The organism is Aeromonas sp. 600724 (assembly GCF_049175135.1).
Lineage (GTDB): Bacteria > Pseudomonadota > Gammaproteobacteria > Enterobacterales > Aeromonadaceae > Aeromonas > Aeromonas veronii_A.
On sequence record NZ_JAAKUM010000016.1, the window covers coordinates 83,098 to 99,376 of the forward strand.

Annotated in this window: 12 protein-coding genes; 6 read left to right on the plus strand and 6 right to left on the minus strand. The window is 59.5% G+C overall.

Translation table 11 applies throughout. The annotated features are described in order from the left end of the window. Positions 1 to 71: 71 nt before the first annotated feature. Both G5168_RS15600 and G5168_RS15605 read right to left on the minus strand, forming a co-directional pair. Positions 72 to 3,176 (minus strand): efflux RND transporter permease subunit, encoded by a 3,105-nt coding sequence (locus tag G5168_RS15600; protein WP_421252436.1) that lies wholly within the window; start codon positions 3,174 to 3,176, stop codon positions 72 to 74. After that, entirely contained in the window at positions 3,176 to 4,225 is a 1,050-nt protein-coding gene (locus tag G5168_RS15605) for an efflux RND transporter periplasmic adaptor subunit (RefSeq protein ID WP_216951819.1), read from the minus strand. The genes G5168_RS15600 and G5168_RS15605 overlap by 1 nt, the downstream gene beginning before the upstream one ends. Before the next feature lie 199 nt (positions 4,226 to 4,424). Here G5168_RS15605 and G5168_RS15610 point away from each other — a divergent pair, with 199 nt between their 5' ends. Both G5168_RS15610 and G5168_RS15615 read left to right on the plus strand, forming a co-directional pair. Continuing rightward, a complete protein-coding gene (locus G5168_RS15610) occupies positions 4,425 to 5,963 on the plus strand; it encodes a sensor domain-containing diguanylate cyclase (RefSeq protein WP_245097045.1) in 1,539 nt (512 codons plus the stop codon). 46 nt (positions 5,964 to 6,009) lie between these two features. Continuing rightward, positions 6,010 to 6,885, plus strand: a complete 876-nt coding sequence (locus G5168_RS15615) for a patatin-like phospholipase family protein (RefSeq protein WP_139459998.1) — start codon at positions 6,010 to 6,012, stop codon at positions 6,883 to 6,885. Positions 6,886 to 6,958: 73 nt separating this feature from the next. Here the strand turns inward: G5168_RS15615 and G5168_RS15620 are convergent, their stop codons facing one another. Together G5168_RS15620 and G5168_RS15625 are read right to left on the minus strand one after the other, a co-directional pair. Next, positions 6,959 to 8,299, minus strand: a complete 1,341-nt coding sequence (locus G5168_RS15620) for an APC family permease (RefSeq protein ID WP_266134071.1) — start codon at positions 8,297 to 8,299, stop codon at positions 6,959 to 6,961. Positions 8,300 to 8,496: 197 nt separating this feature from the next. Continuing rightward, positions 8,497 to 8,763 (minus strand): helix-turn-helix domain-containing protein, encoded by a 267-nt coding sequence (locus G5168_RS15625; protein WP_005338367.1) that lies wholly within the window; start codon positions 8,761 to 8,763, stop codon positions 8,497 to 8,499. A 259-nt stretch (positions 8,764 to 9,022) separates the two neighbouring features. Here G5168_RS15625 and G5168_RS15630 point away from each other — a divergent pair, with 259 nt between their 5' ends. From G5168_RS15630 to G5168_RS15645, 4 genes are all read left to right on the plus strand, one after another. Continuing rightward, positions 9,023 to 9,619: a hypothetical protein gene (locus G5168_RS15630; protein ID WP_266134072.1), complete on the plus strand. Its 597-nt coding sequence runs from the start codon at positions 9,023 to 9,025 to the stop codon at positions 9,617 to 9,619. Between the two features lie 308 nt (positions 9,620 to 9,927). Then, a complete protein-coding gene (ompA, locus tag G5168_RS15635) occupies positions 9,928 to 10,947 on the plus strand; it encodes a porin OmpA (RefSeq protein WP_266134073.1) in 1,020 nt (339 codons plus the stop codon). Positions 10,948 to 11,259: 312 nt separating this feature from the next. Then, on the plus strand, positions 11,260 to 12,258 hold the full coding sequence (gene ompA, locus G5168_RS15640; protein WP_266134074.1) for a porin OmpA: 999 nt from the start codon (positions 11,260 to 11,262) through the stop codon (positions 12,256 to 12,258). A 229-nt stretch (positions 12,259 to 12,487) separates the two neighbouring features. Further along, complete coding sequence (locus G5168_RS15645) at positions 12,488 to 13,525, plus strand: OmpA family protein (protein ID WP_421252437.1); 1,038 nt, start codon at positions 12,488 to 12,490, stop codon at positions 13,523 to 13,525. 92 nt (positions 13,526 to 13,617) lie between these two features. On the opposite strand, the gene G5168_RS15650 is transcribed toward G5168_RS15645, so the two are convergent. Together G5168_RS15650 and G5168_RS15655 are read right to left on the minus strand one after the other, a co-directional pair. Then, positions 13,618 to 15,312: an NAD-dependent malic enzyme gene (locus tag G5168_RS15650; protein ID WP_216951826.1), complete on the minus strand. Its 1,695-nt coding sequence runs from the start codon at positions 15,310 to 15,312 to the stop codon at positions 13,618 to 13,620. A 69-nt stretch (positions 15,313 to 15,381) separates the two neighbouring features. Continuing rightward, the gene (locus G5168_RS15655; RefSeq protein ID WP_421252438.1) at positions 15,382 to 16,239 is read right to left on the minus strand and encodes a helix-turn-helix transcriptional regulator; all 858 of its coding nucleotides are present in this window, start codon (positions 16,237 to 16,239) and stop codon (positions 15,382 to 15,384) included. Between the last annotated feature and the right edge of the window lie 40 nt (positions 16,240 to 16,279).

Genomic DNA, 16,279 nt, shown 5'->3' on the forward strand with positions numbered 1-16,279 from the left:
GCTCTGCACGCTTGTGGGTGCGGACTGATGCGCTCCACGGCCCCAGTCAAAGCTGGCATCGGACACTGCCGTTATGGCTCAGAAGTGTCCCCCCTGGCGGCCAGCGCCTCATCTACCTGCTGATCCCGCTGCCCGGTCATGCCGGCGTGACGGGCGATCAGGTGGTAGGTGGCGGGCACCACCAGCAGGGTAACCAGGGTCGCCAGGGAGAGACCGAAGAAGACCACGGTCCCCACCGCCATCCGGCTCTCGTAGCCAGCCCCCATGGAGAGCATCAGCGGCACAGCGCCGATGATGGCGGTGAGCGAGGTCATCAGGATCGGCCGCAGACGGCGCACCGAACCCGCGATGATCGCCTCTTCGAATCCTTCACCGCGCTGACGCAACTGGTTGATGAACTCGACGATGAGAATACCGTTCTTGGTCACCATGCCGATCAGCATGATCATCCCGATCTGGCTGTAGATGCTCATCTCCTGCCCCGTCAGCCAGAGGCCAAGCAGACCGCCGAAGATGCCGAGCGGCACCGTCATCATCACCACTGTCGGGGTGAGGGTGCTCTCGAACTGGGCCACCAGCACCAGATAGACCACCAGCAGGGCGAGGCCGAAGACTATCGCCATCTCCCCCTGATTGTCGCGGTAATCCTTGGAGTCACCGGCGTAATCGACCGTCATGCCGCTCGGCAGATGCTCGTTGGCCCAGCCGTCGAGGAAGTCGAGCGCCTCGCCCAGGGTGTGATCCGGTGCCACATCGGCGGTCAGGGTCACCGCCTTCTGGCGCTGATAGTGGTTGAGGCGATTGGCGGTCGCCACCTGCTTGACGGTCGCCAGGGTCGAGAGGCTCACCATCTCGCCATTGGCCGCTTTCAGGTAGATGCGGCCGAGATCCGAGATGCCGTTGAACTCCTTCTGGTTGGCGCGCAGATAGACGTCATACTCCTCGCCCCTGTCCACATAGGTGGTCTTGCTCACCCCGCCCAACATCGCCTGCAGGGTGCTGGCAACGGTGGAGACCGGTATGCCGAGCTGGCTGGCGCTGTCGCGCGAGACGGTCACCTGCAGCTCAGGAGTCTTCTCGGCGTAGTCGAGATCCGGGCTTATCATCAGGCCACTGGCCTGCGCTGCTTTTTGCAGCTCTAGCCCCTGCTGGTAGAGCTCGGCATAGTCGTTGCCCTGCAGCACGAACTGCACCGCAGCGGTAGAGCCGCCACGGAAGCCTGGCTGGAAGGTGCGGATCATCACATCGGGAATAACCGACAGCTTGGCCCCGAGCGAGCGGGAAAACTCGGTGGCGGTCACATCACGCTCGGCCCAGTCGGTGAGCTGGATGATCACCATGCCGGTCTGATCGCCGCCACGGCCAAAGGCGGGGGTACTGAAGCTCATCGCCTTGACCACCCCCTGGCCCAGCATCGGCATGATGGTCGATTCCACCTGCTGCATGTTGCGCTTCATCCGCTCGATGCTGGTCCCCTCCGCCCCCTTGACGAAGACGAAGACCACACCGCGATCCTCGGTCGGGGTGAGACTGCTAGGCAGCTGGGTAAAGAGGGCACCGATACCGGCCAGACAGAGCAGCAGCGCCAGCGGCATCCAGCGGGAGCGACGAAGCAGCCCCTGCAGCAGGTGACGATAGTGCCCCTCCATCCGGCCCAAAGCGCGATCGAGGGCCGCCGTCAGCCGGTTCGGCTTGTCGAGCGGGCGCATCAGCCAGGAGCCCATGGCTGGCGTGAGGGTCAGCGCCACCAGCGAGGAGCAGAGCACCGCCAACGAAAGCAACATCGCAAACTCGGTAAAGAGCCTGCCCACCATACCATCCATAAAAGCGATGGGAATAAAGACCATTACCAGCACGGCGGTGGTAGCGATGACCGCAAAGCCCACCTCGCGGGTGCCGTGCCAGGCCGCCAGCAGGGGGGGCTCACCCCGCTGCAGATGGTGGTGAATGTTCTCCACCACCACGATGGCATCATCCACCACCAGACCGATGGCGAGAATAAGCGCCAGCAGGGTGATGAGGTTGATGGAAAAACCGAGATACCAGGCGCCGATAAAGGCGGAGATGAGCGACACCGGGACCGTGATGGCCGGAATGAGTGTGGTGCGCCCCTGCCCGAGGAACAGATAGAGCACTGCCACCACCAGCACGGCACAGATGGCCAGTGTTTCATATACCTCGTCGATGGCCTGCTTGATAAAGATGGTGGAGTCGTAGTCAACCTCAAGGGTGGCCCCCTCCGGCAGGAAGCGCTGCATCTCCACCAGCTTCTTCTCCACCCCCTGTGCCACCGCCAGCGGGTTGGCGGTGGACTGGGCGACGATGCCGATACCCAGACTCTCCTTACCATTGCGCTGGTAGGCACTGTCTTCGTTCTTGGCTCCCACCTCCACATCGGCAATATCGGCCAGATAGACACTCTGACCGTTGGTCGCGGTACGGACCTGCAACTGCTGGAAATCTTCGGCGGTGTGGTAGAGCCGGGCAATCTGCACCGACATGGTCATGGAGTTGTTGCGGATCTCGCCACCCGGCAGCTCGATGTTCTCGCGCTTGAGGGCATCCTGCACATCCGCCACCGTCACGCCGCGGGCCGCCATATCGGCCGGCCTCAACCGCACATACATCACCTGCGTCAGATCGCCGGAGAGCGCCACTTCACTCACCCCGTCCACCAGGCTCAAGGGGTCGACCAGCACCCGGGTGGCGTAGTCGGTCATGGCGGTACGATCCATCTGGCTGCTGCTGAAGTTGAGCCAGACCGCCACATCACCGCTGCCGCTATCCTTGGTCACCAGCGGTTCGTCGGCATCCTCCGGCAGCTTGCTCTTGGCGCGAGTCAGGGCGTCGCGCACATCGGAGACCCCCTCCACCATGTTCCAGCCAAGCTTGAACTCCACCGTGATCATCGAGCGCCCCTTGCGGGTCACCGAGTTGATATTCTTGATACCGCTGATGCCGGAGAGCTGATCCTCGATGGGCTTGGTGACCTGACTCTCCATCACTGCGGGAGCCGCGCCCTCATAGGTGGTGGTGATGGAGACCGACGGGATCTGCACATCCGGCATCTCCCGCACCGTCAATTTGCTAAAAGCGACCAGACCGAACACGCTGAGCAGGGCACTGAGCACCACCGCCACCAGCGGTCGGCGTACTGAGATATCGGAGAGCCACATCAGCCATTTACCTCCGCCAGATCGTGCACCTTGGCACCATCACGCAAGTTGACCAGCCCCTCGACCACGATGCGATCGCCGACTTTCAGCCCCTCGGTAACCCAGACAGTCTCACCCTCGGTCTCGCCGAGCACCACTGGCACCCGCTTGACCCGGCCATCGGCCTCAAGGCGATAGACGAAACGCTGCTCGCCGGCGTACTCCACCGACTGGGCAGGGATCAGAGTGAGCTGGCGGGAAGGGAGCAAGAGCTCCACGTTGAGCAGCATGCCCGGGCGCAACTGGCCGTTATTATTGGGTAACTCGACCCTCGCCTTGATGTTCTGGGTCTCGTTGGAGATACGGCTATCGAGGGTGGTGAGGGTGCCGTTAAAGCGCTGATCCGGCCAGGCTGCGCTGGTCGCTGTCACCGCCATGCCGGGGCGCAGCAGGGAAAGGTAGCGCTCCGGCACTGCCAGATCGAGGCGCAGGGTGTCGATATCGTCGAGGTGCAACAGGGTATCGCCGCTATTGACCAGGGCCCCTTCGCTCAAATCAATCAGGCTCACGGTACCGGCAAAGGGAGCGGTGAGAGTGCGCTGGGAGAGTTCGTAACGGGCGGCATCGACCCGCGCCTGCACCTGATCAACGGTGGCCTCCTGCCCCTCCAACACCGACTGGGTGACGGCTCCACGGGCGACCAGCTTGCGCATCTCGGTCAGCTTGCGATTCTCGTCGCGCAGACTGGCACTCTGCTCGGCCAGCTCCGCCTGTTGCTTGCCCGCATCCAGCGCGACCAGCGTATCGCCCTTGTTGACCTGCTGACCCGACTGCACCGCAATCTTGACCAGGCGCCCGGTCACCTCGGGAGTGATCACCACCGAGTGGTTGGCCGCCAGTTTACCTACCAGCTTGAGAGTCGGCTCGGCCAGACTCTGCTTGACGGTCTGGGTACGAATATTTATCTCGCGGGAAGGGGCTTTGGCTGCTGGTTGCAAGTGGCCAACCGCCCACCAGATGGCCGCTACCAGAGAGAGCAGGCCGAGGCCAATCCAGATACGCATTTTCATCAAACAATCCATGAAGTGTTAAGAAGGGGAAATCTGAGTGGGGGCCATTTTAGCCCCAGACTATGCCGTGACTATGTATAAATGTGACAAAACGTAACAGGTGCATGGTGAACTCACCCGGTTTCAGGTAGTTCAGTTTGTTTTCACACCACATCGCATACACTAACGACAATTTCCTTCGCAACCCGACTGACTGCCTATGCCCAACATGTCTGGCCACCGTTTTCTCACACGCCTGACCTGGCTCCTGTTCGCCGTGGTCATCCTGCTGATTGGTTTGACTTTGTGGCAAAGCCTGAAACAGATTGAACGCCTCTATCAAAGCGATACCCTCAACAGTGCCATCTACCTGCGGGATCGGTTCAAACGGACCGAAGTATTTCTGGAGGCGATGCGCGGGCAGGCTGAGGAGCGACTGCGCAGCGACCCCCAGTCGGTGCTCACCCGCCAGCTCTATCGCCATATCGAGGCGCTGCCAGAGGGGCTGGCTCTCGACAAGCTCCCCGGTGATTTGCCTGCCGGACTGGCAGGCAACCTCACCGGTGATGGCCCGCTGCCGCCCCCCGGCAGCGAGCGTGAGGCACGCATTCATCTGGCCCTGAGCCTCTCCCCCTTGCTTGCCACCGCCAGCCAGCGCCTTGGCAACGAGATCGCCTGGGTCTACTTCACCGGTGTGGACAACTTTATCTATCTCTACCCTTGGCAACCCTCCAGCCGGTTTCGCTTTTATCCCACCATCTACCAGAAGAGCTTCTGGCAAGATGCGCTGCACAGCACCAATCCGGACAAGAAGACCGTTCTCTCGCGCCCCTATGAGGACTTTATCGGGCGCGGCCCCATGGTCACCATGTCCCAGCCCCTCTACAAAGAGGGAACTCTGGTGGGAATGATCAACATGGATGTGCTGCTCGCCCGCCTGCAGCAGCAGCTCGATCAGATGACCCCGGCGCTGGGGGAATATCTGCTGCTCAATCAGTACCACCAGGTGCTGGCCAGCAGCGCGCGCCAACCCGTGGCGCCGCAAAACACCGAACCGACCGGCGAATATCAATGGCGGCAAGGCACATTGCAGCTGACCATGGCGATACCTGATACCCCGTTGCGGCTGGTGCACAGCGTGACCCTGCTACCGCTGGTGTGGGCCATGCTCTGCCAGTCCGCGCCGACCCTGCTCGCCATCCTCTTTATGCTGCTGGCCGTCCTCTCCAACCTGAGATCCCATCGCCTCAACGAGCGGCTCAACTACCTCTCCTGCCACGATGCCCTTACCGGCGCTTTCAACCGCCACTATGTGGTGCTACTGGAGCAGGCGGGAGAGCTGGCCCGGCTGCAAGCGGGGATCCTGATGTTCGATGCAGACCACTTCAAACGAGTCAATGACAACTTTGGCCATGCCGTGGGGGATATGGTGCTAATCCGGCTGGTGCAGATCTGCCAGCAGCAGCTTGGGCCCACAGACCGCCTGATCCGCTGGGGGGGCGAGGAGTTTCTGCTGCTGATTGGCCGCAGTGATGCAACACAGCTCGGCGAGCTGGCGGAGCGACTGAGAAAGGCGGTGGCAGATCACGACTGGGCCGCCATCGAACCCGAGCTAGAGGTCACCATCAGCCTCGGCTATCTCCCCCACCAGGAGAACCTTCCCCTGCACGAAGCGGTACGCCGCGCCGATGTGGCGCTCTATCAGGCCAAGGCCAACGGTCGCAACCGCAGCGAAAGATGGCAGGATGACGCCTCCTGACTCTCGGAGTAAGCTGAGCCCTCAACCCCTTTTTTGGAGGACTGTCGTGCCACGTAAACCCCGCGTTGGGCTCGCTCTCGGGAGCGGCGCCGCCAGAGGATGGGCCCATATCGGCGTCATCCGCGCCCTTGAACGTCTCGGCATCAAACCGGATTTGATCGCTGGCTGCTCCATCGGCAGCTTTGTCGGTGCCGCCTATGCCGCCGGAGAACTGGATCGGCTGGAAACCTGGGTGCGCGGCTTTACCCGCCTGCAGGTGGTCAGCCTGCTCGACCCGGCCCTCTCCGGCGGTCTGTTTCGCGGCGAAAAGGTGTTTGGTCTTGCCGCCAGCCATCTGGGGGATCCCGATCTCGAGAGCCTGCCCATCCCCTTCGCCTGCATCGCCACCGAGCTCGATACCGGCCGCGAGATCTGGCTGCAACAGGGCCCGCTGCGCCAGTCGGTGCGCGCCTCCTGTGGTATGCCGGGGATCCTAACCCCGACCCGGATCAACGACCGCTGGCTGGTCGATGGCGCCGTGGTCAATCCGGTGCCCATCTCGCTGGCCCGCGCCATGGGGGCCGAGGTGGTGATTGCGGTCAACCTCAACACCGATATGCACCAACCCTGGACCGACGAGCCGGATCAACCCGGCAGCGGCGGTCTGCTCAGCCAGTGGCTCAATCGCGGAGAATCCGCGCCAGCCACCCCGGGTCTGTGGAGCGTGATGAGTGGCTCCATCAACATCATGCAGGAGCGGATCACCCGCGCCCGGATGGCCGGTGACCCACCGGAGATCCAGCTCTGCCCGCGCCTTGGCAGCTTCTCCATCATGGATTTTCATCGCGCCAGCGATGCCATCAACGAGGGGGAAGCCTGTGTCGAGCGCAACCTCGATCAGCTCAAGGATGAACTGGGCCGCCTCGGGTTGCTGGGCAATTAATTGTCGACATGCTGCGGTTTACAAATGAAAAAAAAGCGCCATTCGGCGCTTTTTTTTCAACTCACTTACCCGGTCACTCCTTACGGTAGAAGAGCAACCCGAGCAGAATCACCCCCACAGAGACCAGCAGATAGAGTCCCAGACTGGGATTGGTGATACCGCCATACAGAATGATGAGTGCCCCCAAAGTGGCGCAGGTCGGGATCACAAACCGCTTTATCCAGCCCAACTCGGTAAAGGTGCGCATGTACCAGACATAGAGGAACAGATAGAGGCCATAAATCAGCACGATCGGCATCTCGTCCAGAGCGATGTAACGACCGAATGTCTCGTTGATGCTGCAGTACCACAGCACTGAGTAGATCACCGACAACAACGCTGCCGCGAGGGCCGAGTTGATTGGCATGTGGTGATGCGGTTCGATACGGCTCATCCACTTGGGGGCTGGCCCCTGATTGCGGATCGCCAGCGAGTAGGGAATGCGCATGGTCGCCAACACCAGACCATTGAGGGTGCCGAGGCAGGAGATAATCACGAACACGGTCAAAATGGTCGAGGCAGTCCCGCCAAACAGGCTGGTTGTCGCGAGATTTACCGCGTTATCCCCTTGCACCACTATCTCGTCCGTCGGCAAGACGCTGGCGATCCCCAGAAAATAGGTGACATAGACCACAAAGACTATCAGGGTGCCAATCACCAGTGCTCTGGGCAGATTCTTCTTGGAATCGCGAATTTCGCTGTTGATGGTCACAGCGGCAATCCATCCCTCATAAGCGAAGGCGGTGGCAACCACGGCCGTGGCCAGCGTGCCTCCGGTGCTTCCAATCCCATCCATTGCCTGCACAAAGTTGGTCACGGTGACACCATTGAGCAACCCTGAAATGGTGCCCACAATGGCAACCAGGATCAGCGGGATCAACTTGATCAGGGTAGAACCCACTTGCAGCTTGCCCGCCAGAACCGGGGTATAGAAGTTAATCAGGTAGGTGACCGTCATATAGACAGCCGCCAGTATCCAGGTCGCACCAGAGTTGGTCGGATTATCACTGCCGAGCAAGATCATGGTGTACAGAGCGGCGACCCAGGCAAGAATGGCGGAAAGAGGGGCGTAATAGAGTACGCCTTTGAACCACCCCACCAGATAACCAAACATTTTGCCGTATGCCGCTTCGGCATAATCGACGATACCGTTGGACTTTTCGATCCGCTGGGCAAACTCGGCAAACACCAGCGCGCCGAAGATCATCGAAAATGCCCCCAGCGCCCATGCCAGCAGCGCAATGGCCAGATTACCGCCAGTCAGACGCAGTACATCATCGGCCTTGAAGAAGACACCGGAGCCGATCACCACGCCGACCACCATCGCAATGGCAGTCATCAGGCCATAGCGTTTATCCAACTCATTACTGCTCATACCCATACTCCATACGATTGCTCATATCATCCTGAATGTAATAGTGTTCCGGTGGCCAGATACCACCAGGGCCCACTTTTCGGGGCCGCTTATTCTCGTTGGCCTGCATGGACAATTCAAAGCGTGTTAGATCAAAATATCGATCGGCAACCCAAAAAAATACCGCCCGAAGGCGGCATTTCTATTCACATCGATGATCACGCCTTGGCGAGGTCATCCGGGCCAATCTGGCCGATTTCGGCGACTTTCTTGTCTGCCAGCAGCCAGAGGGTGAACTTGTGCAGATCCGGGTGGTGCGCCAGGGCAACCAGGAAGGCGCCCCCAACTTCACGGTAACCCAGCTCGTAGTTTTTCAGCGTGGTGGGAGGAACACCCAGCAAATCTGCAAACTTCGGACGGCTCAAACCGACCGCTTCACGGATCTGACGGATCTTCTTGCCAACAGTGACGATATTTGAATTCATAATGTTCCATACTCCGTTTGGCGGATTTACTCCGCCTTTTATTTTTCGCGACGACTCGTAGTCAAGTGTATCAGTTTTGTTCGGACTCGTTATGGTCGAGCCTCTATCTTTATGAGCGCCTTTCGGCGACAACCCTTATCTTCAACGGGGGATGGTAATCGCTCAGCTGTCTCAGGTAAACAGTCTCGAAAAGAAACCTTTATTGTTGCCACCAGAATAACTCGTATAATCCGCCAGCTACCCATTAAGAGGAATAAGTATGGCGTTTCCCGGCATTATCTCTCGCCTGCACCCGGTTTCTGACCCGGCCCAATTGCAACAACAGCTCAGTCAAGGTGCACAATATCGTGCCGAAGCATTCTGGCTTCCGGCCTTGATGTCCAGCCACGCCAGCGAGCTGCTGGCCGCCCTGCCGGAGAGCTGCAGCCTGTTTCTTGAACAGGCATGCCCGGACCTGGCCTTGCGCAGCCACGACGGCACCCTGCATAACAATGAGCAGCTCGTCACGGTAAATGGTCAGGCGATTGCGCTGGCAACCACCCAAGGTGATGGTGGTCTGGTGCCCGAATCGGGCATGTGCGAGATGGCCGACTGGCTGGAGGCGGGACACCGTCATTTCATCTGTTCAGCTGCAGTTCAGCCTGTGGCTCGCGCCATCCTCAACATCTGGCCCCTTGACCCCTATCTGGCCCGACATTTCTTGATGACATTTACCCCCTTGCTGCAGAGCGCAACCCAGGCAGATTACCTTGCGGTCTTTGCCGCCAGAGCGAATCCTGCCAACCCGCATAGCGACTGGGTTCAGGCCTATATGAAGCTGGAAAAGAAACTGCACAGGGCCTATCTGGATCACTAATTAATCTGGATAAACAGCCAGTTAAGGGCACGACACAATTTGCCACAAGGCTCATTTGTGAGCTTGATCATGTTTTAAAATCGGCATAGAGTGCGCCTCGTCATCGGAATGACATCAGTTGCCTGGCAGTGGTTTCTCACGCATTGCGTGCCATGCCAGCGCACTCGACACACCAGGAGAGTGTGCAACCCGGTTATACCGGGTCATCTGCCAGACTCGACGCCAGCCGTACGGCGGAGCCTGCAGCTTACATAAATTACAAAGTGTGAAGCACGTGAATAACGTGCGATCTCAACGAGGATTTTTTTATGATGAAAATGGCTCCTTCCATGATCGCCATCGCCATGGCTGCTCTGGGTGCTACCGCTGCTCACGCCGCTGACGACATCTACTTCGGTGCCGGTGTCGGTGCTACTCACTTCAACGGCCTGAACAAGCTGGAAAGCACCAATGTAGGCCAGGAAGACGCGGCTGCCGCCAACGCCTTCATGGGTTACAACTTCACCGAGAACTTCGGTACCGAACTGGGCTACCAGTACACCGGTCGTGGCAACACCGACGGCAACCGTTACGAGAGCCAGGGCGCCACCCTGTCCGGTATCGCCCGTATGCCGGTTGGCAACGACTTCTCCCTGTTCGCTGAAGGCGGCGCCTACTGGGGTCACACCGATGGTCTGGGTACCAGCGACACTAAAGTTTCCCCGCTGGCTGGCGCCGGTGTGACCTACAAGGTAAATGACGCGCTGGATCTGCAAGCTCGTTACCGCTACATGTGGGACGTGGCTGACCTGCACGCCAACGGTGAGCGTTACAAGGCCAACCAGAGCATCGCTACTCTGGAAGCGGTATACCACCCGTTCCGCACTTCCTACGTAGCTCCGGTAGCTGCCCCGGTTGTTGAAGAAGCACCGGCTCCTGCTCCGCAAGTTGTAGAGAAGAACTTCGCACTGAACTCAGACGTGCTGTTTGCCTTTGGCAAAGAGACTCTGAAGCCGGAAGGCGTTGCAGCCCTGAATGCGCTGTACCAGCAGATCGTTGAGTTCCAGCCGAAAGATGGCAACGCTGTTGTTGTTGGTTACACCGACCGTATCGGTTCCGACGCGTACAACCAGAAGCTGTCTGAAGCCCGTGCCCGTACCGTTGCCAACTTCCTGGTGAGCAAAGGTATGGCTGCCAGCAAGGTTGCCATCGAAGGTCGTGGCGAAGCCAACCCGGTTACCGGCACCAAGTGCAACGGCGTAACCGCTAAAGCTCAGCTGATCTCCTGCCTGGCTCCGGATCGTCGCGTAGAAGTTCGCGTATCTGGCGTACAAGAAGTTCAGCAATAATCTGACCTCGTTTAAATAATGCAAAAGAAAGGGATGCTGCGGCATCCCTTTTTGTTTGCCTCATTCTCGCTTGCATCATCCCTCACTCCCGCCTCCCTACCCTTGCCTGCCCCGCCCCGAAAGCATAAAGTAGTTGCGCCTGTAAGGTATTGGATAAGCACTAAAAAGCGCTTCTTGTCCGGTCTGTTGTCCATGACGCCACTGCCTCATGAGTGTCCATAAGCCTTCGCTATCCACTTTGCTGGCGGTTTTTTCGCAGCAATAAAAACAAGTGCATTGCCCGACATGGGCTAACACAACGAGGATAAACCGATGAAACTCAAAATGGCTCCTACCCTGATTGCACTGGCGCTCGCCGCCGCAGGAACCACGGCTCAGGCCGCCGATAACTGGTATACCGGTGTCGGTGCCGGTTGGGCTTATGCTCACAACCTGGATGACTTCGGGACAGACACTGACAAGGATGCCACCGCGCTCAATCTGTTCGGCGGCTACAACTTCAACGACTACTACTCGGCAGAACTGGGATACCTCTACGCAGGTAAAGCGGGCGTTGACGGTGCCGATTTCAAAACCCAGGGTGCAACCCTCTCCGGTATCGCCCGCCTGCCACTGGGTGACATCTTCTCGGTGTTTGCCGAAGGTGGTGCCTACTTCAACCACGTCAACGGCAATGGCAACAGCGACAACGGCACTGCGCCGCTGGCGGGTCTGGGCCTGACTGCCAAGCTCTCCGACCTTATCGATGTGCAAGCCCGCTACCGCTACATGTGGAGTCTGGGTGACGAGCAGAAGACCTGGGAGAGCGACATGAGCGTCGCAACCCTGGAGCTGGTGATGCACCCGAACCGCACCACTTACGTGGCCCCCGCTCCGGCACCAGCACCCGAGCCAACCCCAGAGCCTGTGGTGGTTGACAAGAACTTCGCCCTGAGCTCTGACGTGCTGTTTGCCTTTGGCAAATCCACCCTCAAGCCAGAAGGTGTCGCAGCGCTCAACACCCTGTATCAGCAGATCGTCGACGTACAGCCAAAAGATGGCAGTGCCGTGGTCGTCGGTTACACCGACCGTATCGGCACTGACGCCTACAACCAGAAACTCTCCGAAGCACGCGCCCGTACCGTAGCCGACTTCCTGGTTGGCAAGGGCCTGCCGGCTGGCAAAGTTGCCATCGAAGGCCGCGGTGAAGCCAATCCGGTCACAGGCACCCAGTGCAACAGCGTCAAGGGCAAGGCTCAGCTGATCTCCTGCCTGGCGCCGGATCGCCGCGTTGAAGTGCGCGTCACCGGTGTGCAACAAGTCACACAATAATCCTGATCACCTGGATAAGCAGGAGGCCATATGGCCTCCTTTTTATTGTCTTCCATGCCGCCCACCTCAGGCTATCTTTCCTCTTCCCGCATGGTTTCAGTGACATAGGTTCACTTATTGCCGCAATCCACACCTCTTGAGTGGTTAAAAACAACCCGTCACCTATACATAAGTGTGGGGTTTGACCAACAAGCAGCCCCACTAAACCACACATCGACGAGGATACGCGATGAACATAAGATTAAAACCTGTGTGGATTGCACTGGCATTGGCGAGCACAGGCGCACAAGCGGTACCGGTCCATGACTGGTATGCCGGGATAGGCGGTGGCTGGGCGATAGCCCACGATCTGAATGATTTCAGCCAGGATGTCAGCAAGGATGCGACTGCGCTCTCCCTGTTTGGCGGCTACAACTTCACGGAGAACCTGGGCGCCGAAATTGGTTACCTCTCCACAGGTGACTGGGATATCAGCGGCCATGACTTCAACAGCAAGGGAGCTACCCTGTCTGTGATTGGTCGTTTGCCGCTCAGCGAGATGTTCTCGGTGTTTGCCGAGGGTGGTGGCTATATCTATCACGTTGAATCGATCAATGGCGGGGACGACAACCTGGCACCGCTGGCAGGCCTGGGAGTGACGGCCCGGCTCCATGACTGGGTCGATCTCCAGGCCAGGTATCGTTATCTGGTAAGGGTCGGCGATGATCCTGACAATGACAAGGCAAACAGCGGCACCCAGCGCTGGGTCAGCGACATCAGCACAGCAACCCTGGAAGTAGTGATCCATCCCAATCGCAGCCAGCCGACAGAGCCGGCTCCCACGCCCGCACCGGTCGTGGTCCCCCCGCCACCGGCCGAACCGGAGGTGGTAGATCAGACCTTCAACCTCAGTTCCGATGTGTTGTTCGCCTTTGGCAAAGCGGACCTAAAACCGGAGGGGATGAGCGCGCTGGACGCTCTCTACCAGCAGATCGTCGATGTACAACCCAAGGATGGCAGTGCGGTTGTGATGGGATATACCGACCGTATCGGCTCGGATGCCAGCAATCAGAGGTTGTCAGAAGCTCGGGCCCAAACCGTTGCCGACTTTCTGATCAACAAAGGGCTGCCTGCCGACAAGGTAAGCATTCAGGGCAATGGCGAGAGCAATCCGGTCACCGGCAACCAGTGTGACGACATCAAGGCCAGAGCCGCCCTCATAGACTGCCTTGGGCCGGATCGCCGGGTCGAGGTGCGCGTCACCGGTGTACAGGGCGCCAGCGAGTAGTTGATCTTGAGGCGATAACCATGTCAGACGTGCAGTAAAAAGGGATGCTTTCGCATCCCTTTTGCTTTGCCGTGGCATTCCCTTCTCCCCAATCAGAAGGAGGTGCGGCGGTAGCGGCGATACTCCGGATGCCAGAAGTTGGCTTCGATGGCCTGATCGATCACCTCGTCCGGGGTCTGCACCGCCTTGCCCTGCAGCATGGCGGTCTTGGCCACCATCTTGGCGATGTAGCGGGAGACCTGATGGATATCCGCCAGGTCCGGCAGCAGGGAGCCCTCCTCCCCTTTCACCAGCGGCGAGCACTCCGCCAGCGCGCGGCTGGCCGACATCAACATGGCGTCAGTCACCCGGGTGGCGCCGGAGGCGATGACGCCAAGGCCGATCCCCGGGAAGATGAAGGAGTTGTTGCACTGGGCGATGACGTAGCGCTTGCCCTTGTACTCCACCGGTGCAAACGGACTGCCGGTTGCCACCAGCGCCTGACCGTCGGTCCAGCGGATGAGGTCTGCCGGCGTCGCCTCGACCCGGGAGGTGGGGTTGGAGAGCGGGAAGATGATGGGACGGGCACAGTGCTTGTGCATGGTCTTGACCACCTCTTCGGTAAACAGCCCAGGCTGGCCGGATACCCCGATCAGGATGTCCGGGCGACCGTGCTCCATCACCTCCAGCAGGGAGATATTGTCCCCCACTGGCCAGTCTTTGATCCGCTCCACCGGCTGGGAGAGACGGCGCTGGAAGTCGAGCTGGTTGGGGATCTTGTCGGTGATAAGACCAAAGCGGTCCACCATAAAGACCCGGCTGCGGGCCTGCGCATCGGTCAGCCCTTCGGCCTTCATCTGCGCCACGATCTGCTCGGCGATACCGCAACCGGCGCTGCCAGCCCCGAGGAAGGCAACACGCTTCTCGGAGAGCTTGGCGCCGGAGGCCTTGCAGGCGGCGATCAGGCTGCCCAGCGTCACAGCCGCGGTACCCTGAATATCGTCGTTGAAGCAGCAGAGCTCGTTCTTGTAGCGGTTGAGCAGCGGCATGGCGTTGTTCTGGGCGAAATCCTCGAACTGCAGCAGAATATCGGGCCAGCGGCGCTTGACCGCCTGAATGAAGGCATCGACAAACTCGGCGTACTCATCTCCAGAGATACGCGGATTGCGCCACCCCATATAGAAGGGGTCATTGAGCAGTTGCTGGTTGTTGGTGCCCACATCCAGCACCACCGGCAGGCAGTAGGCAGGCGAGATGCCGCCACAGGCGGTGTAAAGCGACAGCTTGCCGATGGGAATGCCCATGCCGCCAATCCCCTGATCACCCAGACCCAGGATCCGCTCGCCGTCGGTCACCACGATCACCTTGACGTTCTGCTTGGTGGCGTTTTGCAGCATGTCATCGATCCTGTCCTTGTCCGGATAGGAGATAAACAGGCCACGGGCGCGGCGATAAATGTTGGAAAACTCTTCGCACGCCTTGCCGACCGTCGGGGTGTAGATGATGGGCAGCATCTCGGTCAGGTGGTTGTGCAGCAGACGGTAGAAGAGCGTCTCGTTGGTATCCTGGATGTTGCGCAGATAGATGTGCTTGTCCATGTCGTTGCCAAACGCCATGAACTGGCGATAGGCGCGCTCGGCCTGCTCTTCGATGGTCTCGATATTCTGGGGCAACAGACCTTCGAGGTTGAAGTTGCTGCGCTCTTCGCTGGTGAAGGCGCTGCCCTTGTTGAGCAAGGGGGTCTCCAGCAGGGCGGGACCGGCGTAGGGAATGTAGAGAGGACGTTTCTGGTTATTATCTTCAAACATGGATCTTGGTACCTAAACGGTTAGCTAGACGCAGGGACCCGCCGATCCTAGGGGCTTGTGTCATTAATTTCAAAGAGTTTGCACATCCGTTGCAAAAGGTTTGCGACCCAGTCGACGAAAGGCGCCGGGGGTCTGACCAGTCAGACGGCGAAAGCAGTTGGCAAAGTTGGCCCCATCGCTGTAACCGACCCGGGCCGCCAGCTCGCCAAGTGGCCAGTTGGTATAGAGCAGCAGCTGGCGTGCCTTGTTCATTCTGAGCTCGGTCACCCTCGCCATCGGCCCCATACCGAACACTTGCTGACAAAGCCGGTGCAGATGGGGGACGGAGCAGGCCATCTGTCGGGCCAACAGGGCGACACTCCAGGGCTCGTCCAGGCGCGCCTCCACCCGGCGAAACAGCGCCTGCAATCTGAGTTCAGGGGTACCGCGCACCTCCCCTTGCAGGGTACGCTCCAGCAGCGCCAGCAACAGGCTGAGCAGTTGGGGTTGCAGCGAAGAGCGAACCCCCTCCCCCTGCATCAGGCTGAGCAGATGATAGAGCTGATCGCCGCCATCCCCTTGCCAGATACGGTGACCAAGGCGGTGCAGGTGCTGCCAGCGCGGCACGTCATCGAGCAGAATCCAGCTGATCTGCCAGCTTTCGCCAATCAGCTTGAGACCGCCGGGGACGGCGGCGGGCAGGAAAATCAGCGACCCGGCCGGAATGGCTTGCTCCCCCTCTTCGGTGAGCAGCGCGCCCCCTTCATCGTGACTCACCATCAGGATGTGAAACTCGGGGCGATTGCGGCGGATCAGGTAGTGATCCCGCACCCGGGAGAGGCCGGTCAGGAAGATCCCTGCCTCGCCGAGCAGGGGGAGCCCCTCTCGCCCCAGCATCCGTTCTTCACAGGCTGGCGCTATCTCCAGACACTCTCTGGCAAATGGCATAACACCTCAAAAGGATAGTTTTACACAAGAAAATCGAGAT